The sequence below is a fragment of the Bradyrhizobium sp. CCGE-LA001 genome (assembly GCF_000296215.2).
Lineage (GTDB): Bacteria > Pseudomonadota > Alphaproteobacteria > Rhizobiales > Xanthobacteraceae > Bradyrhizobium.
This window is the reverse complement of sequence record NZ_CP013949.1, coordinates 4,940,845-4,964,919: the sequence shown is the minus strand read 5'-3', so window position 1 is coordinate 4,964,919 and position 24,075 is coordinate 4,940,845. Positions and strand designations below refer to the sequence as shown.

23 protein-coding genes and 1 tRNA gene are annotated in these 24,075 nt (G+C 63.7%); 20 read left to right on the top strand and 4 right to left on the bottom strand.

The annotated features are described in order from the left end of the window. Positions 1-11: 11 nt before the first annotated feature. The 3 genes from BCCGELA001_RS23180 to BCCGELA001_RS23170 all read right to left on the bottom strand — a co-directional run bounded on the left by BCCGELA001_RS23180 (position 12) and on the right by BCCGELA001_RS23170 (position 4,233). Positions 12-1,043, bottom strand: a complete 1,032-nt coding sequence (locus BCCGELA001_RS23180) for an LLM class flavin-dependent oxidoreductase (protein ID WP_060736400.1) — start codon at positions 1,041-1,043, stop codon at positions 12-14. Positions 1,044-1,138: 95 nt separating this feature from the next. Next, the gene (locus tag BCCGELA001_RS23175; RefSeq protein WP_008549631.1) at positions 1,139-2,119 is read right to left on the bottom strand and encodes an NADPH:quinone oxidoreductase family protein; all 981 of its coding nucleotides are present in this window, start codon (positions 2,117-2,119) and stop codon (positions 1,139-1,141) included. Positions 2,120-2,175: 56 nt separating this feature from the next. Next, positions 2,176-4,233: an ATP-dependent helicase gene (locus BCCGELA001_RS23170; RefSeq protein WP_008549629.1), complete on the bottom strand. Its 2,058-nt coding sequence runs from the start codon at positions 4,231-4,233 to the stop codon at positions 2,176-2,178. 131 nt (positions 4,234-4,364) lie between these two features. Here BCCGELA001_RS23170 and BCCGELA001_RS23165 point away from each other — a divergent pair, with 131 nt between their 5' ends. Next, on the top strand, positions 4,365-4,958 hold the full coding sequence (locus tag BCCGELA001_RS23165) for a TMEM175 family protein (protein ID WP_008549627.1): 594 nt from the start codon (positions 4,365-4,367) through the stop codon (positions 4,956-4,958). Here BCCGELA001_RS23165 and BCCGELA001_RS23160 read toward each other — a convergent pair. Further along, positions 4,925-5,299: a YciI family protein gene (locus BCCGELA001_RS23160; protein WP_060736399.1), complete on the bottom strand. Its 375-nt coding sequence runs from the start codon at positions 5,297-5,299 to the stop codon at positions 4,925-4,927. The genes BCCGELA001_RS23165 and BCCGELA001_RS23160 overlap by 34 nt on opposite strands. 161 nt (positions 5,300-5,460) lie before the next feature. Here BCCGELA001_RS23160 and BCCGELA001_RS23155 point away from each other — a divergent pair, with 161 nt between their 5' ends. From BCCGELA001_RS23155 to BCCGELA001_RS23065, 19 genes are all read left to right on the top strand, one after another. Further along, positions 5,461-5,694 (top strand): hypothetical protein, encoded by a 234-nt coding sequence (locus BCCGELA001_RS23155; protein ID WP_236840735.1) that lies wholly within the window; start codon positions 5,461-5,463, stop codon positions 5,692-5,694. After that, positions 5,654-6,010 (top strand): hypothetical protein, encoded by a 357-nt coding sequence (locus BCCGELA001_RS39460; RefSeq protein WP_442855140.1) that lies wholly within the window; start codon positions 5,654-5,656, stop codon positions 6,008-6,010. Before BCCGELA001_RS23155 ends, BCCGELA001_RS39460 begins: the two co-directional genes overlap by 41 nt. Before the next feature lie 252 nt (positions 6,011-6,262). After that, a tRNA-Gly gene (locus BCCGELA001_RS23145) sits at positions 6,263-6,336 on the top strand. An 856-nt stretch (positions 6,337-7,192) separates the two neighbouring features. Next, on the top strand, positions 7,193-8,353 hold the full coding sequence (locus BCCGELA001_RS23140) for a transporter substrate-binding domain-containing protein (protein WP_008549607.1): 1,161 nt from the start codon (positions 7,193-7,195) through the stop codon (positions 8,351-8,353). Then, positions 8,350-9,015, top strand: coding sequence for an ANTAR domain-containing response regulator (locus BCCGELA001_RS23135; RefSeq protein ID WP_008549605.1), 666 nt, complete (start codon positions 8,350-8,352; stop codon positions 9,013-9,015). The genes BCCGELA001_RS23140 and BCCGELA001_RS23135 overlap by 4 nt, the downstream gene beginning before the upstream one ends. A 10-nt stretch (positions 9,016-9,025) precedes the next feature. Then, a complete protein-coding gene (locus BCCGELA001_RS23130) occupies positions 9,026-10,276 on the top strand; it encodes an urea ABC transporter substrate-binding protein (protein WP_060736398.1) in 1,251 nt (416 codons plus the stop codon). Positions 10,277-10,376: 100 nt separating this feature from the next. Continuing rightward, positions 10,377-11,249: an ABC transporter permease subunit gene (locus tag BCCGELA001_RS23125; RefSeq protein ID WP_008549601.1), complete on the top strand. Its 873-nt coding sequence runs from the start codon at positions 10,377-10,379 to the stop codon at positions 11,247-11,249. Between the two features lie 33 nt (positions 11,250-11,282). After that, positions 11,283-12,329 carry an ABC transporter permease subunit gene (locus BCCGELA001_RS23120; RefSeq protein WP_008549598.1) on the top strand — a complete coding sequence of 349 codons (1,047 nt, stop codon included), beginning with the start codon at positions 11,283-11,285 and terminating at the stop codon, positions 12,327-12,329. Continuing rightward, positions 12,329-13,045, top strand: coding sequence for an ABC transporter ATP-binding protein (locus BCCGELA001_RS23115; protein ID WP_008549596.1), 717 nt, complete (start codon positions 12,329-12,331; stop codon positions 13,043-13,045). The genes BCCGELA001_RS23120 and BCCGELA001_RS23115 overlap by 1 nt, the downstream gene beginning before the upstream one ends. Continuing rightward, entirely contained in the window at positions 13,038-13,766 is a 729-nt protein-coding gene (locus BCCGELA001_RS23110; RefSeq protein ID WP_060736396.1) for an ABC transporter ATP-binding protein, read from the top strand. Before BCCGELA001_RS23115 ends, BCCGELA001_RS23110 begins: the two co-directional genes overlap by 8 nt. A 34-nt stretch (positions 13,767-13,800) precedes the next feature. Then, positions 13,801-14,790 (top strand): acetamidase/formamidase family protein, encoded by a 990-nt coding sequence (locus BCCGELA001_RS23105; protein WP_008549592.1) that lies wholly within the window; start codon positions 13,801-13,803, stop codon positions 14,788-14,790. Between the two features lie 12 nt (positions 14,791-14,802). Next, positions 14,803-16,542, top strand: coding sequence for a nitrilase-related carbon-nitrogen hydrolase (locus BCCGELA001_RS23100; protein WP_008549590.1), 1,740 nt, complete (start codon positions 14,803-14,805; stop codon positions 16,540-16,542). 21 nt (positions 16,543-16,563) lie between these two features. After that, the gene (locus tag BCCGELA001_RS23095) at positions 16,564-17,325 is read left to right on the top strand and encodes an SDR family NAD(P)-dependent oxidoreductase (RefSeq protein ID WP_008549588.1); all 762 of its coding nucleotides are present in this window, start codon (positions 16,564-16,566) and stop codon (positions 17,323-17,325) included. 208 nt (positions 17,326-17,533) lie between these two features. Further along, complete coding sequence (locus BCCGELA001_RS23090; RefSeq protein ID WP_158511633.1) at positions 17,534-18,760, top strand: TetR family transcriptional regulator; 1,227 nt, start codon at positions 17,534-17,536, stop codon at positions 18,758-18,760. A gap of 211 nt (positions 18,761-18,971) precedes the next feature. Beyond that, entirely contained in the window at positions 18,972-20,204 is a 1,233-nt protein-coding gene (locus BCCGELA001_RS23085) for a branched-chain amino acid ABC transporter substrate-binding protein (RefSeq protein WP_060736395.1), read from the top strand. Positions 20,205-20,321: 117 nt separating this feature from the next. Then, on the top strand, positions 20,322-21,269 hold the full coding sequence (locus BCCGELA001_RS23080) for a branched-chain amino acid ABC transporter permease (RefSeq protein WP_008549560.1): 948 nt from the start codon (positions 20,322-20,324) through the stop codon (positions 21,267-21,269). Beyond that, complete coding sequence (locus tag BCCGELA001_RS23075; RefSeq protein ID WP_060736394.1) at positions 21,266-22,564, top strand: branched-chain amino acid ABC transporter permease; 1,299 nt, start codon at positions 21,266-21,268, stop codon at positions 22,562-22,564. Before BCCGELA001_RS23080 ends, BCCGELA001_RS23075 begins: the two co-directional genes overlap by 4 nt. Beyond that, positions 22,561-23,310, top strand: a complete 750-nt coding sequence (locus BCCGELA001_RS23070) for an ABC transporter ATP-binding protein (RefSeq protein WP_060736393.1) — start codon at positions 22,561-22,563, stop codon at positions 23,308-23,310. Before BCCGELA001_RS23075 ends, BCCGELA001_RS23070 begins: the two co-directional genes overlap by 4 nt. Further along, on the top strand, positions 23,310-24,005 hold the full coding sequence (locus BCCGELA001_RS23065) for an ABC transporter ATP-binding protein (RefSeq protein WP_008549546.1): 696 nt from the start codon (positions 23,310-23,312) through the stop codon (positions 24,003-24,005). Before BCCGELA001_RS23070 ends, BCCGELA001_RS23065 begins: the two co-directional genes overlap by 1 nt. Positions 24,006-24,075 lie beyond the last annotated feature (70 nt).

The window sequence follows — 24,075 nt, the reverse complement described above, 5'->3', positions numbered from 1 at the left end:
GAAGGCTGGCTTTACCCCAGCATCTCCCGCACCATCGGCACCACCTTGCGCCCATAAAGCTCGATGCTGCGCATCAGCTTCTCGTGCGGCAAGGGGCCAGCCGAGTACTTCAGCTGGAAGCGCGAGATGCCAAGCGCCTTTGCCGTCTTGACGATCTTGCGCGCAACGGTCTCCGGCGAGCCGACATAGAGCGAGCCGCGCTCGGCCTCGCTCACGAACTCGTCGCGGCCCATCGGCGGCCAGCCGCGCTCCTTGCCGATGCGGTCGCGCATGGCCTTGTAGTCGGGCCACAGCTCTTCGCGCGCCTGTTCGTCGGTCTCGGCGACATAGCCGGGCGAATGCACGCCGATCGGCTGCGCGGTGCGGCCGAATTCCTTGAACGCGCGGTAATAGAGCTCGACAAAGGGTGCGAAGCGCGCGGGATCGCCGCCGATGATGGCGAGCATCAGCGGCAGGTCGTAATGCGCGGCGCGGACAACTGATTGCGGGCTGCCGCCGACGCCGATCCAGGTCTTCAGCCTGCCGTTCTCCACCGGCGGATAGACCAGCTGATCGCGCAGGGGCGGACGCAGCTTGCCTTCCCAGCTCACCGGCTGCTGCGGCAGCAGGGCCGCGAACAGGTCGAGCTTCTCCTCGAACAGCTCCTCGTATTTGCGCAGGTCGAAGCCGAACAGTGGAAAGGACTCGGTGAACGAGCCGCGGCCGAGGATGACCTCGGCGCGCCCGTTCGAGAGCGCATCGAGCGTCGCAAAGCGCTGGAAGACGCGGATCGGATCGTCCGAGCTCAGCACCGTCACGGCCGAGCCGAGCTGGATGCGCTTGGTACGCGCCGCGATGGCTGCGAGCACGGTCTCGGGCGAGGAGATCGCGAAATCGCCGCGGTGATGCTCGCCGAGCCCGATGAAGTCGAGGCCGAGCTCGTCGGCGAGCACGGCTTCGTCGACGACGTTGCGGATCACCTGCGCATGGGGAAGCAGGGCGCCGGAAGCGTCCTTGGTGACGTCGCCAAAGGTATCCAGTCCGAATTCGAGCGGTGCGGTCATCGATCAGGTCTCTGTGGGATGATCGGACAGACTTAAGGGATTGCGGCCACCCAACAAGGCGGCTTTCGGAAATGCTCGGTTTCCGTTTGTGAATGCTACCGCGCGATCCGCACCACCATCTTGCCGAGCGCAGCGCGCGTCCGCATCGCCTTGAACGCTTCGCGAAAATCTTCCAACGCGAAGATTTGGCCGACCACGGGCTTCAGCTGGCCATCGGCGAGCCAGCCCGTCAGCTCCGACATCAGGCGCTTCTGCAACTCGGGCTCGCGCACGCCAATCTGCGCGAGGTCGACGCCGAGCAAGGCGCCGCCCTTCAGCAGCGGCAGATTGAACGGCAGTGCGGGAATGGAGCCTCCAGCAAAGCCGACCACGAGGTGGCGTCCGCGCCAGGCGATCGATCGAAACGCCTGCACCGAGATCTCGCCGCCGACGGGGTCGAAGATCACGTCGGGGCCATGCCCGCCCGTCAGCTCCTTGAGCATGTCGCGCCAGCCGGCCTGCGTATAGTCGATGACTGCGTCGGCGCCATGCGCCTGCGCGAACTCGCGCTTCTCCGGCGTCGATGCCGCCGCGATCACGCGGGCGCCGAGCAGCTTGCCGATCTGGACGGCTGCGATGCCGGTGCCGCCGGCGGCGCCCAGCACCAGAAGCTGCTCGCCTGCGACCAGCGAGGCGCGCCCGCTCAGCGCGTAGAGCGCGGTCAGATAGTTGGCGCGAAACGACGCTGCGACCTCGGGCGCGACGCCGTCCGGCAGCGGATGCAGTGCCTCAGGCTTGACGACAATCTCTTCAGCAAGCGCGCCCGACCGCGTCATCCCCATCACGCGCATGCCGGGCTGGTAGCCGCCCGGTGCGCCGGGCGCGTCCGTCACCACCCCCGCGAACTCCGTCCCGGGAATGAAGGGCAGGGGGTCCTTGGTCTGGTAGCGGCCCTCGATCTTCAAACCGTCGACGAAGCCGATGCCGGCAGCCTCGACCCTGATGCGCAACTGCCCGGGCTCCGGGCGCGGAGACGGAACGTCCTTCAATTCGATCTGATCGATGGGAGCATATTGCTCGACGACGACGGCTTTCATGTCGGACCTCTGCTGTTCCGGTCATCCTGACAGGTCGCGACGACGGCCTCTTGTGTCTACCGCCACATCCCGCGCATCCTCGCGCCAATGTCGATCTTCGGGCCCTGCGCCGCAGCACGTGCCCCGGCCGCCGCGGCCTTCGGCCAGGCGGCGCGCTCGAACAGGTAGACCAGCTGCTCCGGAATGAAGCGGGTGCGCGAGGCGTAGACGTGGCGGTCGCCCTTGGCGGCCTGGCCGTGGACGAAGAAGCGCTGCGGGACGACGAGGTGGAGATCGTCCTTGGCGCGTGTCATCGCGACATAGAGCAGGCGGCGCTCCTCCTCGAGCTCGGCGCTGGTGCCGGCGCCGAGATCTGAGGGCATGCAGCCGTCGACGACGTTGAGCACGAACACCGACTTCCACTCCTGGCCCTTGGCCGAGTGGATGGTGGACAAGATCAGGTAGTCCTCGTCGCGCAAGGGCGGACCGGATTTGTCGCTGGTCGCATCCGGCGGATCGAGCGTGAGCTCGGTCAGGAATTTCTCGCGCGAGGCATAGCCGCTGGCGATCTGCTCGAGCTGCATCAGATCGGCGCGGCGCGTCTCGGAATCCTCGTGGATGCGATCGAGATGCGGCTCGTACCACAGACGCACGCGCTCGAGATCGGCCGGCCATTCCGAGTAGCGCAGATTTTGGGTCGTGCGGACGAAGTCGGTCCAATCCGCGCCGCTACGCGCCGGCACCGGAAGCTGGCCGAGCGCGGCAAGCGGATCGGTGCTCTCGGCCATCTGATCGAGCACGCGCTGCGCGGTCGCGGGGCCGATGCCGGGCAAGAGATGCAGGATGCGGAATCCGGCGACACGGTCGCGCGGGTTTTCGGCGAAACGCAGCAGCGCCAGCACGTCCTTGACGTGCGCGGCGTCGAGGAATTTCAGCCCGCCGAACTTCACGAAGGGGATGTTGCGCCGGGTCAGCTCGATCTCCAGCGGACCGGAATGCGAGGACGTCCGGAACAGCACCGCCTGGTGCTTCAAGAGCGCACCTTGCTCGCGGTTCGCCAGCACCTCCTCGACGATGTAGCGGGCCTGGTCGGCCTCGCCGTGCACAGTGACGAGCTGCGGCTTCCGCCCAGAGGTGCGATCGGTCCAGAGATTTTTCGTGAAGCGCTCGCGGGCGAGGCCGATGACGCCGTTGGCGGCGGCAAGTACGGCTTGCGTCGAGCGGTAATTGCGGTCGAGCGTGATCATCTCGGCGCGCGGCGAGAAACTCTGCGGAAAATCCAGGATGTTGCGCACGGTGGCAGCGCGGAACGAATAGATCGACTGGGCGTCGTCGCCGACCACGGTGAGGCCGCGGCCATCGGGCTTGAGCGCGAGCAGGATCGAGGATTGCAGGCGGTTGGTGTCCTGGTATTCGTCGACCAGCACGTGATCGAAGCGGCCGCCGATCTCTTCGGCGATCAGCGCGTCGCTCATCATCTGCGACCAGTAGAGCAGCAAATCGTCGTAGTCGAGCACGTGCTGAGCCTGCTTGGCCTCGACATAGGCCGCGAACAGGCCCTTCAGCTCGGCGGCCCACCCTGCACACCAGGGATAGTGCACCCCTAACACCTTCTCGATCTCCATCTCGGCGTTGACACAGCGCGAGTAGATCGACAGGCACGTGCCCTTGGCCGGAAAACGGCTCTCGGTCTTCGACAGGCCGCGCTCGTGCCGGACCAGATTCATCAAGTCGGCGGAATCCTCGCGGTCATGAATGGTGAAGGCGGAATCGACGCCGATCCGCTCGGCATATTCCCGCAGGAGCCGCGCGCCGATGCCGTGGAAGGTGCCGGCCCAGGTCAGCGCATCGCGCATGATCGCGGCGTTGTTCTCACCGAGCACCTTTCGCGCGATGCGCTCGACCCGGCCGGCCATCTCGGCCGCAGCGCGGCGGGAAAACGTCATCAGCAGGATGCGGCGCGGATCGGCGCCTGCCACGATCAGATGGGCGACGCGGTGGGCGAGGGTGTTGGTCTTGCCGGAGCCGGCGCCGGCAATGACGAGCAAAGGGGCGCCCACGGTTGCTCCTCCGGCCACGCCATGCTCGACGGCGCGGCGCTGCTCCGCATTGAGCGTGTCTAGATATGTCGCCACGAATCGCCCCGGTGAAAGGCTGAGAGTCGGCGATCCCGTCGCGAATCGCAATGCAGCTGGACGAAACCGAGGTTAGGATTTAGGGGGAAGGACGGCCCGAAAGTTCCAGCTCGAAGAGTGCGCGCCCCGATATGACCGAGCTCAAGCCCGACCTGTTCGAGATGCGGCGGCTGGAGTCGCTCAGCAACACCATTTTTGGTGTCGCCATGACGCTTCTGGCCTACGACCTGCCCAAGGCCGCGGTCTTCAGCGCCGCGCCCGACTGGCACGATCTCGCCCGAGTCTATTCCGGAAAGCTTGCCGGTTTTGCGCTCAGCTTCATCATCGCCGGGGTGTTCTGGATCAGCCATCACCGCCGGCTGGCGCGCCAGCCCGTCGGCAGCCGCGGCATGGTGGTCCTCAACCTGTTCTTCCTGCTCTCGATCGTGCTGCTGCCGGTGACCAACGGCCTCTACACCAATTTCGCCATGAGCAGCGCGGTTTCGGTGCTCTATGGCCTGCACCTGACCGCGATCGCCGGCCTCAATGCCTGGCTGTGGTGGACGATCCTGCGCGGCTGGGGCCGCGAGATCATGGCGTCGATGTTTCCGCTGTTGGTGTTCATCCCGGGCACGATCGTTGCGGCATTTGCCCCGCAGATCGCGCCCTTCGTGTGGTTCATCGCCTTCGGTGGGCTCCTGATCCAACGCTTCTACGTCGCGCCGAACCCATCGGCCGGCACGTAAAGCTTGACCGGGCGGATTTCGTAGACCGCCGTCGGATTGACCGCACGCAGCTTCCGCGCCGCCGCGATCGCCTCCTCCTCGGTGGCGCATTCCATCAGGTGGAAGCCCAGAAGCTGCTCCTTGGTCTCGGCAAACGGACCGTCCAGCACCATGCCGGCGCCGGGGCCACGCAGGGTACGGGCCTTTCTGGTCTCATCCAGGCGGGCGGCAGGTCCGAACTGTCCGCTCGCCCGGAGGGGCGCCTGAACCTCGATGACTTTGGCGACGACCGCGGCATCTTGCTCCGGCGTCCAGGACAAGACCTCGTCTTCCACGTGATAGGCCAGGATGGCGTAGAGCATCGTCACCTCTTCTTTTTCTGGACAGATCCCAAGGACGTAGCACGGCCGCTCGTGCCGACAATCCCGAACCAAAATATTGCGCCGCCCGGCAAGCGACGAAACAGTCTTGAAACCCGATTGCGGCCTTGCCTTTCGAACGCGGCCGGAACTGGCGGCGACTGATGACCACAACAACAAGGTTCGCGCTGGAGGCGGCAATGTCGGGTCACACCATCAAGACCGTTTGCAAGATTATCTGCGACGCGCGGCGGGCGGGGCTATCGGAGCCGGCCGATCTGCACGACCAGACCGGCCATCACCGCTATTACGGCAGCTCGGCCGAACACGGCGGCGAGCGGATCGTGGAGAGCCGGCGTGGCAAGCGCCCGCGCGTGTTCGGCATCTTCGGCTTCTGAAGCCATCCGCAGGACGCGGCTCAACAATGGACGTCCTGCAAATATCGCCGCGGCGATGCCGTTCCTGCTCTCGCTGGCAAGCCGGACCGCCAAGGTGATCGCACCGTGCCTGCTCGCCAGCATCTTCACGGTGGTCCTCGGCGCGGAACCTCGCCGTGCCGTCATGGCCGGGTGCGCCGGCATGCTGATCGCCGCCGTCGCCTGCGCGAGCGGCTGCGCACGAACTGAGTGGGCGAGCGGCTCATCCTCAAAACGAAAAGGCGCGGCGGGGAGACCCCCGTCGCGCCCGATTTCTTGCTCGCTGGTCCAGGGCTGAGAGCGCCCCGATGCCAAGCCCTTGTCTAGAGCTTAGCGGGCGATCCCAGCGAGGTGACAGCGCTTGAGATAAGACACTGGATCACCTCCTTTCGTTGGTTTCGGGAGATTTCAATATAGGTTGCAATGCCCCTGCTGTTAAGGGGAGGCGGGCCGGCCGGAACCGAAGCCTTTCCTCGGGCCAGCGAGGCGCCGAAAACTCGCCGTCGCGGCAGTTGAGACCGCCGTCCGGCCGTGTTAGGGAGCCCCTGATGCGGGTGTAGCTCAATGGTAGAGCAGCAGCCTTCCAAGCTGAATACGAGGGTTCGATTCCCTTCACCCGCTCCAATGTTTTCAACGGCTTAGCCTGTGATCGCTTGTCGCTCCGACAAGCCCGCGCATTCCTGTTTTCACAAGCCCCACTTTGCTGTCGCTGGCTTTGCCAGGCGTTGATGCGCTTCATTTGCGCATCCTGCTTGGCCTCGTCATGGGCTCGCAATCGTGCGCCATCGCCGCAGGCGATGACCACTGACCATGCATCCTTCATTGAGCGCATCTCCGTCGGCCTGAATGCGCTTGCCCTCAGTCGTCCCGCCATGGCGACCGAACGGCAACGCAGGCTTCAAACCTGCAGCTCAGTAATCTTTGTCGTGATGCGCTAGACCTGAGTTCGCATTCAGGCAGGCTGCTGCAACACGCGCAACATCAGACCGTCGGTCGGGCGCGGCTGTTTGATCGTGTCGAGCTCTGCCATCAGCTGCAGGCTAAGCGTCTTGCCTGTGGCATCGAAGTGTTAGGCTTGCTGCGGCGGTGTTAGAGTCGCTCGACGAACCCAGCCTCATTGTGACGCAGCGCGACCTGCTTCAATCGGAGGAGGCTAACTCATTCGCGACGGCATCATCAATCGCAACGTCGAAGCCCGGACGGCGAGAGAGCGATGCGAGCGAAGTCTGGTCTGATCAGCGCAACACGCTGCACAGATTTGCTGCATGGCGACATGAATTGGAGCAGTCTGCGCTGCAATAACGCGCTTGACTTCGCTTTCGATCTCAACGACCGTATCGTCCAAGCGTTGGGCAGCTCAGCCCGTCAACGCGACGAGTTCAAACCATTTCCAACACCACGCGCTGCGCGTGTTCGGTTGGCGGCGAGGGCGCCCTCGGCTTAACGGCCGGCGGGCGCTTTTTTGTTTTTGGATCGAGTGATGGCACGGACGCGATATCGTATCGGTGTGATGTTCTCGACGACGGGCTCGTACAGCGTCGTCGCGCGTTCGATGCTCAACGGAGCGCTGCTGGCGTTCAATGAGATGAACGCCGACTCCGACACGATCGAGCTGGCGCCGGTCGTGGTCAATCCCAGCGGCGATCTCGCCGGCTACCGCTCGCTTAGCCTGGACTTGCTCAACTCCGGAATCCGTCACGTCGTCGGCTGCTACACCTCCTCGAGCCGCAAGGAGGTCATTCCCTGCTTCGAGAAGTTCGACGGCATGCTCTGGTATCCCTCGCACTACGAAGGATTCGAGAGCTCCGACAACGTCGTCTATACCGGCGCCGCGCCAAACCAGCACGTTCTTCCGCTCGTGGACTATCTCGCCACGCGCGTCGGCAAGCGCGCCTTCTGCGTCGGATCCAATTACATCTGGGCGTGGGAGAACAACCGCATCTTCCGCGAGGCGCTCGCCGCGCGCGGCGGCGCCGTGCTCGCCGAACGCTACCTCTCGGTCGGAGATACCGAGGTCGACCAAGTCGTCGCGGCGATCTTCGACCAGCGGCCCGACTTCGTCTTCAACAATCTGATTGGCACCAGCGCCTACGCCTTCTTCCGCGCGTTCCGCGCCGCCTGCCGCGCGCGGGGCATCGACCAGGCTGCGGAGATTCCGGTGGCGAGCTGCACGCTGTCGGAGCCGGAATTGCCGGAGATCGGCCTCGATGCAGTCGATGGGCATTTGTCGTCGAGCGTCTATTTCTCCTCGCTGAACTCCCCTGAAAATGCCGCCTTCATCGCCGCCTATACGCGATCCTTTCCTGATGGACCGGTGACGTCCGCCGATGCCGAAGCCTCCTACATCGCCGTCAAGCTGCTCGCGGCGGCCTTGTCGCAGGCCGGCACCGACGACGCCCGCACGGTGCGGGCCGCGGTTGCGGACCAGCGGCTGCGTGCGCCGCAAGGGGAGGTCCGTATCGACCGGCAGACCCTTCACGCCTGGCTCACGCCGCGGATCGGCCGCTCTTCTGCCGACGGGCAATTCGAGGTGCTGCTGGAATCGCGCGAGCCGATCGCGCCCGATCCTTATCTCGTCCAGTCGTCGCCGCGCTTTGCCAGCGCGATGCGCTCTCCGCTGTTGAAGGTGGTGCAATCATGAGCTCCCGACTGCTACAGAACTTCAAGGGCGGCCGCGCGATCGTCGTCACGAGGCGGGGCGGATGGGAGAGCACGCTTGAAACCACGCTGGCCAAGCTCGGCGTCTCCACCGAATATCCTGAAATCGTCGACGGCCGCGCCCGGATCGACGTCTCCAGCCTGCAGGCCGATCGCGACATCCTGTTCGTCGACGGTGATCTCGAAGGCGCGGTCGCGCTCGAGGTCAACCCGGCCTCGCGGCTGCCGCCGGTGCCGGTGATAGGTCTCGTCGGCGTTGAGGCGCCGAGCCGGCTGAAGGCGCTGGTCAACCTCGGAGCCACCTCGTTCCTGCGCAAGCCGGTGCATGGCGGCGCGGTTTACACGTCCCTGTTCATGGGCATCAACCAGTTCCTGCTGCGCGCCGAAATGTACGAGCGCCTGCAGGGCCTCGAAGAGCGTCGCCGCGGCCGCCGTGCGGTGATCCGGGCGGTCGTCCTGCTGATGCAGCAGGATGGTCTCGACGAGGAAGGTGCCTATTCCCAGCTCCGTCGCGACAGCATGCGCGCGCGGCAGAACATGGAACTCTATTGCGAGGAGTTTCTGAGCAAGCGGGCGAAGCCGCCCGATACGTCCGGCCGCACGACCGGCATCACGCTGCAAGGCGGCAAGAAGCAGGCCATCTAGGAGAAGCATCATGAGCAAGTCTGTATTGCGAGGGCTGCGCGCCGCAGCCCTCACGGGGACGCTTGTCCTCGGATCATCCCTTGGATCACAGGCGGGAGCGGCCGAGAACCCGATCAAGCTCGGCGTGCTGGAGGATCAGTCCGGCGACTTCGCCGCGGCCACCATCGGCAAGGTTCACGCCATCCAGCTCGCTGCGGAAGAGATCAACAAGGCTGGCGGCATCATGGGCCGGCCACTGGAGCTCGTCACCTACGACACCCAGTCCGACAACACCCGCTATCAGGAATTCATGCGGCGCGTGCTCCAGCGCGACAAGGTCGACGTCGTGTTCGCGGGCTTCTCCTCGGCCTCGCGCGAGGCATATCGCCCTATCGTCGACCAGTTCAACGGCTTCGCCTTCTACAACAACCAGTATGAAGGCGGCGTCTGCGATGGCCACATGATCGTCACCGGCGCCGTGCCGGAGCAGCAGTTCTCGACCCTGATCCCCTACATGATGGAGAAGTACGGCAAGAACGTCTACACGCTCGCCGCCGACTACAATTTCGGCCAGATCTCGGCTGAATGGGTGCGCAAGATCGTCAAGGAGAACGGGGGCAAGATGGCCGGTGAGGAGTTCATCCCGCTCGGCGTGTCGCAATTCTCCCAGAGCATCCAGAACATCCAGAAGGCGAAGCCCGACTTCGTGGTCACCCTGCTGGTCGGCACCGCGCAGGCTTCCTATTACGAGCAGGCGGCGTCCGCCAATGTCAACCTGCCGATGGCGTCCTCGGTGAATGTCGGGCAGGGCTACGAGCACAAGCGCTTCAAGCCGCCGAGCCTGAAGGACATGTACGTCACCACCAATTACATCGAGGAGATCGACTCGCCCAAGAGCAAGGAGTTCTACGCCAAGTTCAAGGCGAAATTCCCGAGCGAGCCCTATGTGAACCAGGAGGCGGAGAACTCCTACCTCGCCGTCTACCTCTACAAGCAAATGGTGGAACGCGCGAAATCGACCAAGCGCGAGGAGATCCGCAAGGTGATCGCGCTGGGTGACGTCTGCATGGACGCCCCCGAGGGCAAGGTCTGCATCGACCCGAAGAGCCAGCACATGTCGCATACGATCTATCTCGCCAAGGTCGGCGCCGATCACTCGATCTCCTTCCCGAAGACCTGGGAAGACATCAAGCCGTACTGGCTGGGTGAGGCCGGCTGCGATCTCACCAAGAAGGATCCGATGGCCCAGTACACGCCGTCGAATCCGCCGCCGAAACCCTGACCGGCGGCTGATCGCTCCGGCGCTTCCGGCACCAGCGTTGCCGGCGCGCCGGGGCGATCACGGACATCTTCACGGCGTCTTCCCTCAAATTGGTTAGTTCATGGACATCGCGACCCATCTCTTCTCGGCACTCTATCAATTCGGGGACGCCTTCGCGTTTCTGGTGCTCTCGGCCTGCGGGCTCGCGGTGATCTTCGGCATGATGGGCGTGATCAATCTGGCCCATGGCGAATTCATCATGTGCGGCGCCTACGTCACCGCCGCGACCGTGCATGCGGGCGTGCCGCTGCCGTTGGGAATTCTGGCCGGCACCCTGGTGTCGGCGCTGGTCGGCGTCGTGGTGGAGCTCGCGGTGATCCGCCATCTCTACGACCGGCCGCTCGATACCATCGTCGCCACCTGGGGGCTCAGCCTGATCGCGACCCAGGGCACGCTGATCATGGTCGGCTCGACCATGGCCGGCGTCGGCACGCCGTTCGGCAGCTTCCAGGTCGGCGACTACTCCTATTCGATCTATCGCATCGTGCTGTTCTGTGCCGCGCTCGGCGTGCTCGCCGCGCTCTACGCGCTGTTCAACTGGACCCGCTTCGGCGTGCTGGCACGCGCCACCATCCAGGTGCCCCACATGGCGGCCGCGCTCGGCGTCGATACGCGCCTGATCTACAGCCTGACCTTCGCCTGCGGGGCGGGACTCGCCGGTCTTGCCGGCGGGCTCTACGCGCCGACCATGACGCTGGTGCCGACCATGGGCGCGACCTTCATCATGGAGGCTTTCGTCACCGTGGTGATCGGCGGCGCCGACGTCTTCCTCGGCACGGCGCCGGCCGGCGCCGTGCTCGCGGTGGTGAAGTCCGTGATGACCTCGTGGCAGGGCCAGCTGTTCGGCCAGATCGGCCTGCTGGTCGCCGTCATCATCGTCGTCCGGGTGTTGCCGAAAGGCATTTCCGGCTTCGTGCTGCGTGAGCGCACCTGACGGAGTGATGGCGTCGTGACCGGTCTCCGCGCAATGTTCCGCCGTCTCGAAGGCCCCCAGACCGTCGGTCGCGGTCCGGCCTTCTGGGGCCTGTTCGCACTCGTGCTCGCGGTCGCGTTCGCTTATCCCCTGTTCAGCGACGGCTACACGGTCGGCAACACCGTCTATTTCTTCGTCTGGGTCTTCATTGCGCTCAGCCTGTGCCTGATCTGGGGCTATGGCGGCTCGCTCTCCTTCGGCCAGACCGCCTTCTTCGGGATCGCGGGCTATGGCTACGGCATCCTTACCATCAATTTCGGCTCGGCCTGCGGCTTCACGCTGCTGGCGCTGCTGATCGCGGTGGCGATCGCCGCGCTGTTCGCGGTGCTGCTCGGCTATTTCATGTTCTTCGGCCGCATCGCCGGCGTCTTTCTCGGTATCGTCACGCTCGCCGTCACCTTGATGCTCGAGCGCTTCATGGCGCAGACCGCGGGACCGGAATGGCGCATCGGAGCAGCGCGCCTCAACGGCTTCAACGGCATGAGCGCGATGCCGCCTCTGACCATCCCCTGGCCCGGGGAGCCGATCGTTCTGTTCGCTGATGTCGGGCTCTATTACTTCGTGCTCGGCCTGCTGGTCTTGGTCTATCTGGCCTTGCGCATCCTGATGAACTCGTCGTTCGGCAACGTCATCGTCGCGATCCGCGAGAACCCGGAAAGGGCGGAGATGCTGGGCTACGACGTGCGCAAGTACCAGCTCATCACCTTCGTCATCGGTGCCGCGCTCGCAGGCCTCTCCGGCGTGCTCTACACGGTGTGGGGACAGTACATTACGCCGTCCAGCATGGGCATGACGGCTGCGGCGTTGCCGCTGATCTGGGTCGCCGTCGGCGGCCGCAGCGACCTGACATCGACGGTGATCGGCACGCTGGTGGTGCTCGCCGCGTTTCAGGCGCTCACGATCTACGGCAGCCAATACGCGCTGGTATTCATGGGCGTGCTGCTGGTGCTCACGGTCCTGATCGCGCCGAACGGTCTCGTGCTCGGGCTGATGCATTGGCTCGGCCGCCTCGCGGCCCGCTTGACGCAGAGGGCAGGCTGATGTCGCTGCTCGAGCTGCGCAAGCTGAACAAGCATTTCGGTGGCCTGCACGTCACCAACTCCGTCGATCTCACGCTGCAGGCCGGCGAAATTCATTGCCTGATCGGCCCGAACGGCGCCGGCAAGAGCACGCTGTTCCGCCTGATCCTCGGTGAGCATCATCCCGGCAGCGGCGACATTGTCTTCGCCGGAGAGAACATCACGGCGCTGAAATCCTTTGCGCGGATCCACCGCGGTCTCTCGGTCAAGTTCCAGGTGCCCGGCGTTTTCAAGGGCCTGTCGGTCCGTCAAAATCTGGAGATCGCCTTGCAGATTCGGCATCGCGGAGCGGAGCTTGAGGCAGAGATCGACCGGCTGCTGAGCTTCCTCGGCCTGGAATCGGAGCAAGCGCAGACTGCCGGCAATCTCAGCCACGGCCAGAAGCAATGGCTCGAAATCGGCATGGCAGTCAGCCTGAAGCCACGCCTTCTGCTGCTGGACGAGCCCACTGCCGGCATGTCGCCGGAGGAAACCCACCTGACCGGCGAAATGGTGCAGCGGCTCAATGCCGAGGGCATGACGGTGCTGGCGATCGAGCACGACATGGCCTTCGTGCGGCAGGTTGCGCATCGCGTCACCGTGCTGCATCTCGGCCAGGTCTTCGCGCAAGGCTCGATCGACGAGATCGTGGCCGACGAACGCGTGGCGGCGATCTATCTGGGGCAGGCCCATGCTTGATGTGCCGCGCAAGGAAGTGATCCTCGCAACGCTGGGCCTGCGTGCCGGCTATGGCGGCAAGCCGGTGCTGCAGGGCCTCGAGATCGAGGTGCGGGAAGGGGAGATCGTCGCCGTCATCGGCCGCAACGGCGTCGGCAAGTCCACGCTGATGAAGAGCCTGATCGGCCTCGTGCCGGTGATGAGCGGCTCGATCGTCTATCGCGGAGACGCGGTGGAGTTACTTCCCGCGCACAGGCGGGCGCGTCTCGGCATGGGCTATGTGCCGCAAGGGCGCGACGTGTTTCCGCGGCTGACCGTGGGCGAGAACGTCGCGGTCGGTGCGGCGATCAAGGGCGGCGGCATTCCCGAGGCGGGTCGGCGCAAGATCGTCGAGGCCTTTCCAATCCTGGAAGAGCGCTGGCATCAGCGCGCCGGCACCATGTCCGGCGGCCAGCAGCAGCAACTCGCGATCGGACGCGTGTTGATCGCCGACCCCAACCTCATCCTGCTCGACGAGCCTTCAGAGGGCATCCAGCCGAACATCGTCCAGGACATCGCACGCAACATGGTCGAGCTCAATCGCAGGACCGGCGTGACCATCATCCTGGTCGAGCAGAATCTCGACATGATCCGCGCCATGGCGCAGCGCTGCTACGTCATGGACAAGGGGCGCATCGTCGCCAATCTCGACCGCGCGGCGCTCGACGACGCGGCCGAGATGCGCCGTCATCTTGCGGTTTGAAGACTGAAAGCCAACGACAGAAGGAGAAAAGCAAATGTCCTGGCAGAAAGACTCCATCATGGCCCGCAAGGGTGTCGCCAAAGGCGAGCGTGGCAAGGCGTACACCATCACGGAAAGCGAGCAGGGCAAGTACCATTATGTCTACGGTCCCTATGTGCAGCCGGTGCTGAGCGTCGATCCCGGCGCCGTCGTCTCCGCGGAGACGCACGACGCGTTCGAGGGTGCCATCAAGAAGGAGACTGACAGCCCGTCGAAGATCCTCAACTTCCCGTTCCTCAATCCGCAGAACGGGCCGATCCACGTCAACGGCGCCGAGAAGGGCGATACGCTCGCCGTCTATATCGAGAGTATCGTGCCGCGCGGGCCGCAGCCGCGTGGCACCACGGTGATCATGCCGGAATTCGGTGGCCTCGTCAGTACGGGCAATACCGCGCTGCTCAATCCGGCGCTGCCTGAGCGGGTCAAGAAGCTCGAGATCGACGCCAAGACCGGCACCAAATGGAACGACAAGATCACGCTGCCCTATGAGCCCTTCATCGGCACCATCGGCACCTCTCCGGAGATCGAGGCGATCTCCTCGCTGGTTCCGGACTATTACGGCGGCAACATGGACCTGCCGGATGTCGGCGTCGGCGCCGTCATCTACCTGCCGGTCAACACTAAGGGCGCGCTGCTCTATCTCGGGGATTGCCATGCCGCGCAGGGCGATGGCGAACTCTGCGGCGTCGCCATCGAGCATCCGACCGTGACCACGGTCCAGGTCGACCTCATCAAGAACTGGACCATCGCCTGGCCGCGGCTGGAGACCAAGGATTTCATCATGACGATCGGCTCGGCCCGACCGATGGAAGACGCCGCGCGCATCGCTTATCGCGAGCTGTGCCGCTGGATGGCGGCCGATTACGGCTTCGAAGAAATCGACGCCTACATGCTGCTGACCCAGGCCGGCCGTGTCAGGCTCGGTAACATGGTCGATCCCAAATACACGTTGGGCGCCTCCATCAAGAAGTCCTATCTCGGTTGAGCAGGCCGGATCATGTCCACCGTACACAAGGTCGCCGCCGTCCAGTTCGAGCCGATCATGTTCGAGAAGGAGCGCAACGTCGCGCGCCTGCTCGAGCTCTGCGAGCAGGCGGCGGCGGCCGGTGCAAGGCTCATCGTCACGCCGGAGATGGGAACGACTGGCTATTGCTGGTTCGATCGGGCCGAGGTCGCGCCGTTCGTGGAGACGATTCCGGGGCCGACAACGAACCGTTTCGCCTCGCTGGCGCGCAAGCATGATTGCTACATCGTCGTCGGCATGCCTGAGGTCGATGACGACAACATCTACTTCAACACCGCCGTCCTGATCGGGCCCGATGGTATCGTCGGCCGCCACCGCAAGACGCATCCTTACATCTCCGAGCCGAAATGGGCCGCGGCAGGCGATCTGCACAATCAGGTGTTCGACACCCCGATCGGGCGGATCGCGCTGCTGATCTGCATGGACATTCATTTCGTCGAAACCGCGCGGCTGATGGCGCTGGGCGGCGCCGACGTCATCTGCCACATCTCGAACTGGCTGGCGGAGCGCACGCCGGCACCTTACTGGATCAGCCGCGCCTTCGAGAACGGCTGCTACGTCATCGAGAGCAACCGATGGGGGCTCGAACGCACGGTGCAGTTCAGCGGCGGGAGCTGCGTGATCGCGCCGGACGGGCAGGTCACGGCCGTGCTGGACAAGGGCGACGGCGTCCTGATGTCCGAGATCAATCTCGATGCCGCGCGCGCGCGTCGGGTGCTCGGCGAAAGGGTGTTCGCACAGCGGCGGCCGGAGCTCTATCCGGAGCTGCTCACCGACACGTTCAGCTGGAACCCGCGCGATTTCTTCGGTCTTTATGGCCACGAGCCGTGGCTGGCCGGCAAGGCGTCGAGGGTCAGCGTCGCGCAGTTTGCACCCGCCGATGATGTCAGCCAAAATCTTCAGAAGATCTCGATGCTCGCGCGCGAGGCCAGCGCCGAAGGCGCGGAGCTCGTCGTCTTCCCGGAGCTCGCTCTGACCGGCCTGGCCGATCCCTCAGGAGCTGCGCAAGCAGTCCCGGGATCGGCGACCGACAGTCTTGGCGAACTCGCCGAGGATCTCGACCTCTATCTCGTCTGTGGCCTTGCCGAGCGCGATGGCGATCTCGTCTACAACAGCGCCTGCCTCGTCACGCCGGATGGCGACATCTCGGTCTATCGCAAGACGCATCTTACCACCGACGAGCGGAGCTGGGCGACCCCCGGCGACGGTTGGACCGTCGTCGACACGCCGATCGGCCGCATCGGGCTGTTGATCGGTCACGATGCTTCGTTCCCGGAGGCGGGCCGGGTGCTGGCGCTACGCGGCTGCGACCTCGTCGCCTGTCCCGCCGCCATCAAGGGACGCTTCAGTTCGTCGCATCCCGGCACACAGGTCGAACAGCCGAAGCCGATTCCGACCGGCCCGGATCCGCTCCACTGGCATCATTTCCGTGTTCGCGCCGGCGAAAACAATCTGTTCTTCGCCTTCGCCAATGTCGTCGATCCCGATCGTGGCTATCCCGGGCTGAGCGGTGTATTCGGCCCCGACACGTTCGCGTTCCCGCGACGGGAGGCGATCGCGGCCGGCGGCGCGGGTCTTGCAACAGCGCTGGTCGACACCACCAATCTCGACAGTGTCTATCCTACCAATGTCGTGCGGCGAAAGGATCTGGTGTCGATGCGCATGCCGCACAGCTATCGCGGATTGGTCAAAGTGGTGGCAAACAACTACTGAACCAGAAAGAGGAAACCGACCATGGATCTGGGACTCAAGGGCGCAAAGGTTATCGTCACGGGAAGCACCAAGGGCATCGGCCGCGCGATCGCCGAGACCTTTGCCGCCGAGGGCGCCGACGTCGGTGTGTGCTCGCGCAATCTGGCCGAGGTCGAAAGCACGGTCGCTGCGCTCAAGACCAAGGGCGTTGCGGCCTATGGCGGTGCGGTCGACGTCGCGGACGCGGAGGTTCTGAAGAGCTGGGTCGGCGATATGGCGTCAAAGCTCGGCGGCATCGATGTCGTCGTCGCCAATGTCAGCGCGCTCGCGATCGGACAGGACGACGAAAGCTGGCAGAAGGAATTCTCGACCGACATGATGGGCACGGTCCGGCTCGTCAACGCGGCCATGCCGTATCTGGAAAAGAGCAAGGCCGGCGCGATCGTCACCATCTCCAGCGTCTCAGGGCGCGAGGTCGATTTCGCGGCTGGCCCTTACGGCACTTTCAAGGCGGCGATCATCCATTACACCCAAGGGCTCGCCAATCAGCTCGCGGGGAAGGGCATCCGCGCCAATTCGGTCTCGCCGGGCAACACCTATTTCGAGGGTGGGGTCTGGAACATGATCAAGGACAACAATCCAGAGCTCTACAAGACGGCCCTGGCGCTCAATCCGACGGGACGGATGGGCACACCTCAGGAAATGGCCAACGCCGTGGTGTTTCTCGCCAGCGGCGCGGCGAGCTTCATCACCGGGACGAACCTCGTCGTCGACGGCGCATTGACGCGCGGCGTCCAGTTCTAGCGAGGGCGCGATCGCAGGGACACACGGTCTACCGATCGGCGTCCTGGTCCTGGCGCATCGCGGCAACCCCCGACTGTGCCACCGAGTTGCGATGCCGCTTACGGGGCCGGTTGTCAGATGATACTGGCCGAACTAACAATATACGACATGGGGGTGGTGGACACGTCACGTCGATAAGCCATCCACGATCAAGGGGGGATCTTCGAGCTTGCAAGTCGCTGCGTTCCCGTCCGACCGCGCTGAAGAAATCCTCGTGTCGGCTTCCAGGCTCTTTGCCCGCCATAGCTATGCCAATGTGACGATGGAGCAGGTCGCAGCGTCCGTTCGATCGGTGCCGGGCGCGCTGTACCATTATTTCCGAGACAAGGATGATCTGATCTATCACTGCTATCTCCGCGGCCTTGCAATCTACAGGCACGAAATGGAGACAGCGGCCGAACCCGGTATCGATGGGCTCGAGGTCGTCAGACGCTTTATCCGTGCCCGGCTGCGGTCTGACGGCCAGCGCATGATCCTGTTTTCCGACATCGATGCGCTGGCTGCAGATTACAGCGATGACGTGCACACCAGGCGATGGCAGAATGCCGTTTTGCTGGCGGATATTCTGAGGCGAGGCGTGGCCGACGGCTCGATCGCTTGCGACGAGCCGCTCCTGACGGCTGTGGCGCTCATCTCCATCCTGGACTGGGTCCCGTTCTGGCTCTCCGAGCGCGACTACTACACGCGCGAGCAAGCGATCGATGCGATCGATGATGTCATCACGCATGGTGTTTATCGGCGTGAGATCGCCTTACCGGACATGCCTGAGGCGCCGAGCCTGGAGCCGTTTCTCGAGGCTCGCTCAAAACTGAACAAACGCGCGGCAAAGCTGGACAGGATGCTCTCGATTGCCTCGGACAGTTTCAATCGACGGGGAGCGCTAGGCACGTCTCTTGAGAGCATCGCGGCGGATGCCGGCATGACCCGAGCCGGCATCTACTATCACTTCAGCGAAAAGGAGAGCCTCTTATTAGCCTGCCTGCAAAGAGGGTTGGTCGGCGAGATCGGCATTCGGGAACATTTGCAAGATCAGGGGCTCGGAGCGTTCGATCACATGGTGCAGAGGGTTCGCTTGCTGTTGATGCTGCACGACACCCCGTGCGGCCCAAAAGCGACCTATCACAACATCAACTACCTCAACGAGGTAGACCGGAAACACTTCGTCACACAGGTGCTCGCAACAATCGGACACGACCAGAACAACCATCAGCGCTGGATCGAAGAGGGACTCTTCCGAAAGGTTGACACGCACTTCGCAGAACGTGTTTTGACGGGTATGAGCCATTGGTACCCGATCTGGTTCAGAACTGAGCGCGGCTGGTCAGCGATGCAAATTGCCGATCATTTCTCGTGGCTATTCCTCGCAGGGCTCAAGCCGCGTCGCCGCTCGGCCTAAAGACGTAGCTCGCTGGCAGCCCGCCGCCAAAAGTTGACTTGGATTTCAATATTCAGGAGGGTGCGACAATCTTAATGTTCACGACCTAATTACAGCTTGCGTCAAAACTTTACACGGTATTCAATATTTGGGATAGCAGGTGGCGCGACCGAAGTTGTGAGGCAGCATCGATCGCCAAGGAACAAGAACATCCAAAAGGGAGAAAGCCAGGATGCACAGGCTCGTAATTGCTGCGGCGGCAGCGCTGACGGTGCTCGGAGGCACGGCATTCGCGCAGGAAACCATCAAGATCGGCTACATCGATCCGCTCTCCGGCGGCGGCGCCAGCGTTGGTGAAGGCGGCTTGAAGACGTTCCAGTATCTCGCCGACGAGATCAACGCCAAGGGCGGCATCCTCGGCCGGAAGATCGAGATTCTGCCCCTCGACAACAAGACCAATCCGCAGGAAAGCCTGGTGCAGGCGCAGAAGGCGATCGACGCCGGCGCCCGCTACATCACGCAGGGCAACGGCTCGTCGGTGGCCGCCGCGCTGTCCGATTTCGTCACCAAGAACAACACGCGCAATCCCGGCAAGGAAGTCCTGTACTTCAACTATGCCGCTGTCGATCCGAGCCTAACCAATGAAAAATGCAGCTTCTGGCATTTCCGCTGGGATGCCAGCTCGGACATCAAAATGGAAGCGCTCACCAGCTATATGAAGGATGTCCCCGCGATCAAGAAGGTGTACCTGATCAATCAGGACTATTCCTTCGGCCAGTCGGTGCGCGCCGATGCGCGCAAGATGCTGGGCGCCAAGCGGCCGGACATCCAGATCGTCGGCGACGAACTGCATCCGCTGCTGAAGATCACCGACTTCTCGCCCTACATCGCGAAGATCAAGGCTTCGGGCGCCGACAGCGTCGTGACCGGCAATTGGGGCCAGGACATCGCATTGCTGCTCAAGGCAGCTGCGGACGCGGGCCTCAAGGTCAATTGGTACACCTACTACGCCGGCGGTGCCGGTGGTCCGACCGCGATCAAGCAGACGGGCCTCGACCATCAGGTGTTCCAGATCACGGAAGGCTTTGCCAATTCCGGCCACCAGCCGGCAATGGACTTCGAGAAGACCTTCCGCGCCAAGGTCAACATGTCGCTGTGGTATCCGCGCGCGGTCAACGAGATGCGCATGTTCAAGGCCGCGGCCGAGAAGGCCAACTCGCTTGACCCCGTGAAGGTCGCGGCTGCCCTCGAGGATCTCAAATTCGAGGTGCTGGACGGTGGCGAGGGCTTCATGCGCAAGGACGATCACCAGTTCTTCCAGCCGATCTACATCTCCTCGTTCGGCAAGCTCGCTGCAAACGAGCCGTTCGACGAGGAAGGCACCGGCTGGGGATGGCACCTGGTCTCGAAGGTCGATACTTCCAAGACGACCGTTCCCACCACCTGCAAGATGACCCGGCCGTAAGCTGGAATAGCTTCGCCTTCCCGCGGCCAATGGAGGCCGCGGGAATGGTTGAGGTTCGCGTACGGGACCGACAAATTTGCCGAGGCCTCTTCGGTCTCGGCTAGAGGTTTGAATGCTGTGCTTGAACTGATCGTTATATCGACACTAAACGGTCTGCTGTTCGGCATGCTGCTGTTCCTGCTGTCGAGCGGCCTGACCGTCATCTTCAGCATGATGGGCGTGCTCAACTTCGCCCACGCCAGCTTCTATATGCTCGGCGCGTTCTTCGGCTTCCAGCTCACCAAATGGATCGGCTTCTGGCCGGCGCTGCTGCTGGCACCCCTGCTGGTCGGCGCGATCGGCATGGCGGTCGAGCGCTACGGCCTGCGCAACACGCACAAGCACGGCCACGTCGCGGAGCTGCTCCTGACTTTCGGTCTCGCCTTCGCGATCGAGGAAATCGTCGCGATGATGTGGGGCAGGAGTCCGGTCGATTACCGCGTGCCGGCGTTGCTCGACTTTCCGGCCTTCACGATCTTCTCGACCAATTATCCCGCTTACAAGATCTTCATGCTGGTCGTATCGATCCTGATCTTCATCGTGCTGCTGATGGTGCTCAAGCGCACGCGGGTCGGCCTGATTGTTCAGGCCGCGCTGACGCATCCCCACATGGTCGGGCATCTCGGTCACAATGTCGGACGCATCTTCATGCTGGTGTTCGGCGTCGGCAGCGCGCTGGCGGGAATTGCCGGCGTGATCGCCGGTCCGGCGCTGGTCACCCAGTCCGATATGGCCGCGGCATTGGGGCCGATCCTGTTCGTGGTCATCGTGTTCGGCGGCCTCGGCTCCTTGCCGGGAGCCTTCATCGCTTCGCTCGTCATCGGCCTGGTGCAAACCTTCGCGGTCGCGCTGAACGGTTCGCTCGCGAGTGCCTTCGGTCCGCTCGATCCGTCGATGGGCCCCTCCGTTCTCACCGACATCTGGAACGTCACGATCGCCCAGGTGGCGCCGATCGTGCCGTACCTCCTGCTGGTGATCATTCTGATTGTGCGCCCCATGGGCCTGATGGGGACGCGCGAAACATGAGCGCCACGACGACTTCCGCATCGAAGGTTGCAGACAAGCCCGCCGGTGATGCCTTGCGCTTCTACGGCGTCTGGCTCGTCGGCATCGCTGCGCTGATCGTGCTGCCGATGATCTTCTCCTCCGGCGGCTCGCTCACGTCCTTCAGCCTGATCGGCATCGCGATCGTCTTCGCGCTGTCCTACAACATCCTGCTCGGCCAAACCGGCCTCTTGTCGTTCGGCCATGCGGTGCATTACGGGCTCGGCGGATTCGCGGCCTGCCATGTGATGAATGCGGTGGTGTCGCATGGCTGGCCGATCCCTCTGCCGTTCATCCCGCTGTTCGGCGGGCTCGGCGGTCTCGCTTTCGCGATGATCATCGGCTGGGTGATGACAAAGCGCGCCGGCACCGTGTTCTCGATGATCTCGCTCGGCATTGCCGAACTGGTGGCATCCTCCTCGCTGATTCTACGTTCCGTGTTCGGCGGCGAGTCCGGAGTCTCGACCGACCGCACGGCTCTGCCGAAAATGTTCGGCTGGACCTTCGGCCCGCAGCTTCAGGTTTACTACCTGATCGCGTTCTGGCTGGTGATCTCCGCGATCGCGATGTACGCGCTGACGCGGACGCCGCTGGGCCGCATCAGCAACGCGGTGCGCGACAATCCCGAGCGCGTTCAGTTCATCGGCTATGATCCCCATGTGGTCCGCTACATCGCTTTCTGCTTTGCCGGCTTCTTCGCCGGCGTCGCCGGGGGACTGGCTGCGATCAACTTCGAGATCGCCAATTCGGCCTATCTGGGCGCGATCCAGTCCGGCCTCGTCCTGTTCTCGACCTTCATCGGCGGCGTCGCATTCTTCTTTGGCCCGATCCTCGGCGCGATCCTCGTGACTTATCTGCAGCTTGGGCTGACCAGCGTCACGGGCGTGTGGCAGCTCTATTTCGGCATTATCTTCATCGGCATCGTGATGCTGTCCCCGGGCGGGATTGCCGGGCTGGTCATGATGCACCGGCCGCTGGCTCGTGCCGGAACTCTGCCGACACTGATTCCGTCGTACCTCGTCGCAGCGGTGCCGACCCTCGCGCTGGCCTGCGGCGTGATCCTGACGATCGAGTCGATCGCGCGCACGCATAGCGGCCAGGGCAGTCCGATCAACCTGTTCGGCGTTGCCTTCAGCCCGGCGTCGCCAGTGACGTGGGCGAGTGCGGCGCTTCTCGTCTTCGGCGGCTTCTTCTTGGCGCGCCTGAGCTGGCGGCGGGTCGCCGATGCTTGGGACCGTGCGGCGACGGTCGCGCGCGACCGGGGGTATCTGGCATGACGGCAGCCATCGAGGTCCGCGCTGTCGAGAAGCGCTTCGGCAATGTCGGCATCATCCGCGATCTCAATCTCAGCGTCGCGCAAGGCGAGCGTCATGCCATCATCGGTCCGAACGGCGCCGGCAAATCCACGACGTTCAACCTGATCAGCGGCCATATCAGACCGACCTCGGGTGAGGTGAGGCTCAATGGCGATGTGATCTCAGGTCTGAGGCCGTTCGAGATCAACAGGCGCGGGCTGTCGCGGTCGTTCCAGGTCACCAATGTGTTCGCGCGCATGTCGGTTTGGGAGAACGTCCGTTGTGCCGTGCTGTGGGCGACGGGGCATCGCTACGCGTTCTGGAAGAACGTCGACAGCCTGCCTGAGGTGCGCGAACGCACGGCGCAGATCCTCGACGACATCCATCTCACGCATCGGCGCGATGTTCCGGCGGGCTTATTGACCTACGCCGAGCAGCGCGAACTCGAGATCGGAATCACCATCGCCAGCGGTGCCACCGTGGTGATTCTGGACGAGCCGACCGCCGGCATGAGCCACGCCGAGACCGAACGTGCAGTCGCGCTGATCCGGCGACTTACCGAAGGCAAGACCCTCGTCATCGTCGAACACGACATGAGCGTCGTGTTCGGCCTTGCCGATCGTATTTCCGTGCTGGTCTACGGCCACATCATCGCCTCGGGCACGCCGGAGGAGATCCGGCGCGATCCGAAGGTTAAGGAAGCCTATCTCGGCGAGGAAGCGCACTGATGCTCGAGGTCAGGGACCTGCACGCTTATTACGGTAAGAGCCACATTCTCCAGGGCGTTGACCTCGATGTCGCCGCGGGCGAGGTCGTGAGCCTGCTCGGGCGCAATGGTGTCGGGCGTTCGACAACGGTCAAGGCGATCATGGGCGAGGTCGTGCCGCAAGGCACGATCCGCTTCAAAGGCAAGGACATCGCCGGGCTGCCCAGCTACAGGATCGCGCGTCTCGGGCTCGGCTATGTGCCGGAGCATCGGGACATCTTTCCGGGTCTGACCGTTCGCCAGAACCTGCTCCTCGGCATCAAGGACACGCGACGTCCCGGCAAATGGCAGCTCCAGGATATGCTCGACATGTTTCCCAATCTCGCCGCGCGGGCCGACACGGAGGCGGGGGTGCTGTCCGGCGGCGAAAAGCAGATGCTCACGACTTGCCGCACGCTGATGGGCGATCCGGACCTGATCATGATCGACGAGCCGACCGAGGGCCTGGCGCCGCTCATCGTCCAACAGGTTGGTGATCTGATCGCACGCATTGCGCAAGCCGGCGTCGCCATTCTCCTCGTCGAGCAGAAGCTGTCGATTGCGATGAAGATCTCGAACCGCGTCTACGTCATGGGACACGGCCGTGTGGTCTTCGAAGGGACGCCCGAGCAACTGAAGTCAAACGCCGAAGTTCGCGCGCAATGGTTGGAAGTGTGAGAACGGGCTTATCTGCCGGTCGATGCAGAGTTGGATGGGTTTGGCGGCTCTGGTCGGCCTCTCTATCGTC

Bases quoted from the DNA above. Each gene is read 5' to 3' on its own strand.
- BCCGELA001_RS23075 (WP_060736394.1), top strand. From the start codon at position 21,266: ATGAGCGCCACGACGACTTCCGCATCGAAGGTTGCAGACAAGCCCGCC.
- BCCGELA001_RS23095 (WP_008549588.1), top strand. From the start codon at position 16,564: ATGGATCTGGGACTCAAGGGCGCAAAGGTTATCGTCACGGGAAGCACC.
- BCCGELA001_RS23120 (WP_008549598.1), top strand. From the start codon at position 11,283: ATGTTCCGCCGTCTCGAAGGCCCCCAGACCGTCGGTCGCGGTCCGGCC.
- BCCGELA001_RS23105 (WP_008549592.1), top strand. From the start codon at position 13,801: ATGTCCTGGCAGAAAGACTCCATCATGGCCCGCAAGGGTGTCGCCAAA.
- BCCGELA001_RS23155 (WP_236840735.1), top strand. From the start codon at position 5,461: ATGACCACAACAACAAGGTTCGCGCTGGAGGCGGCAATGTCGGGTCAC.
- BCCGELA001_RS23180 (WP_060736400.1), bottom strand. From the start codon at position 1,043: ATGACCGCACCGCTCGAATTCGGACTGGATACCTTTGGCGACGTCACC.
- BCCGELA001_RS23125 (WP_008549601.1), top strand. From the start codon at position 10,377: ATGGACATCGCGACCCATCTCTTCTCGGCACTCTATCAATTCGGGGAC.
- BCCGELA001_RS23160 (WP_060736399.1), bottom strand. From the start codon at position 5,299: ATGCTCTACGCCATCCTGGCCTATCACGTGGAAGACGAGGTCTTGTCC.
- BCCGELA001_RS23140 (WP_008549607.1), top strand. From the start codon at position 7,193: ATGGCACGGACGCGATATCGTATCGGTGTGATGTTCTCGACGACGGGC.
- BCCGELA001_RS23085 (WP_060736395.1), top strand. From the start codon at position 18,972: ATGCACAGGCTCGTAATTGCTGCGGCGGCAGCGCTGACGGTGCTCGGA.
- BCCGELA001_RS23165 (WP_008549627.1), top strand. From the start codon at position 4,365: ATGACCGAGCTCAAGCCCGACCTGTTCGAGATGCGGCGGCTGGAGTCG.
- BCCGELA001_RS23065 (WP_008549546.1), top strand. From the start codon at position 23,310: ATGCTCGAGGTCAGGGACCTGCACGCTTATTACGGTAAGAGCCACATT.
- BCCGELA001_RS23115 (WP_008549596.1), top strand. From the start codon at position 12,329: ATGTCGCTGCTCGAGCTGCGCAAGCTGAACAAGCATTTCGGTGGCCTG.
- BCCGELA001_RS23070 (WP_060736393.1), top strand. From the start codon at position 22,561: ATGACGGCAGCCATCGAGGTCCGCGCTGTCGAGAAGCGCTTCGGCAAT.
- BCCGELA001_RS23175 (WP_008549631.1), bottom strand. From the start codon at position 2,119: ATGAAAGCCGTCGTCGTCGAGCAATATGCTCCCATCGATCAGATCGAA.
- BCCGELA001_RS23110 (WP_060736396.1), top strand. From the start codon at position 13,038: ATGCTTGATGTGCCGCGCAAGGAAGTGATCCTCGCAACGCTGGGCCTG.
- BCCGELA001_RS23130 (WP_060736398.1), top strand. From the start codon at position 9,026: ATGAGCAAGTCTGTATTGCGAGGGCTGCGCGCCGCAGCCCTCACGGGG.
- BCCGELA001_RS23100 (WP_008549590.1), top strand. From the start codon at position 14,803: ATGTCCACCGTACACAAGGTCGCCGCCGTCCAGTTCGAGCCGATCATG.
- BCCGELA001_RS23135 (WP_008549605.1), top strand. From the start codon at position 8,350: ATGAGCTCCCGACTGCTACAGAACTTCAAGGGCGGCCGCGCGATCGTC.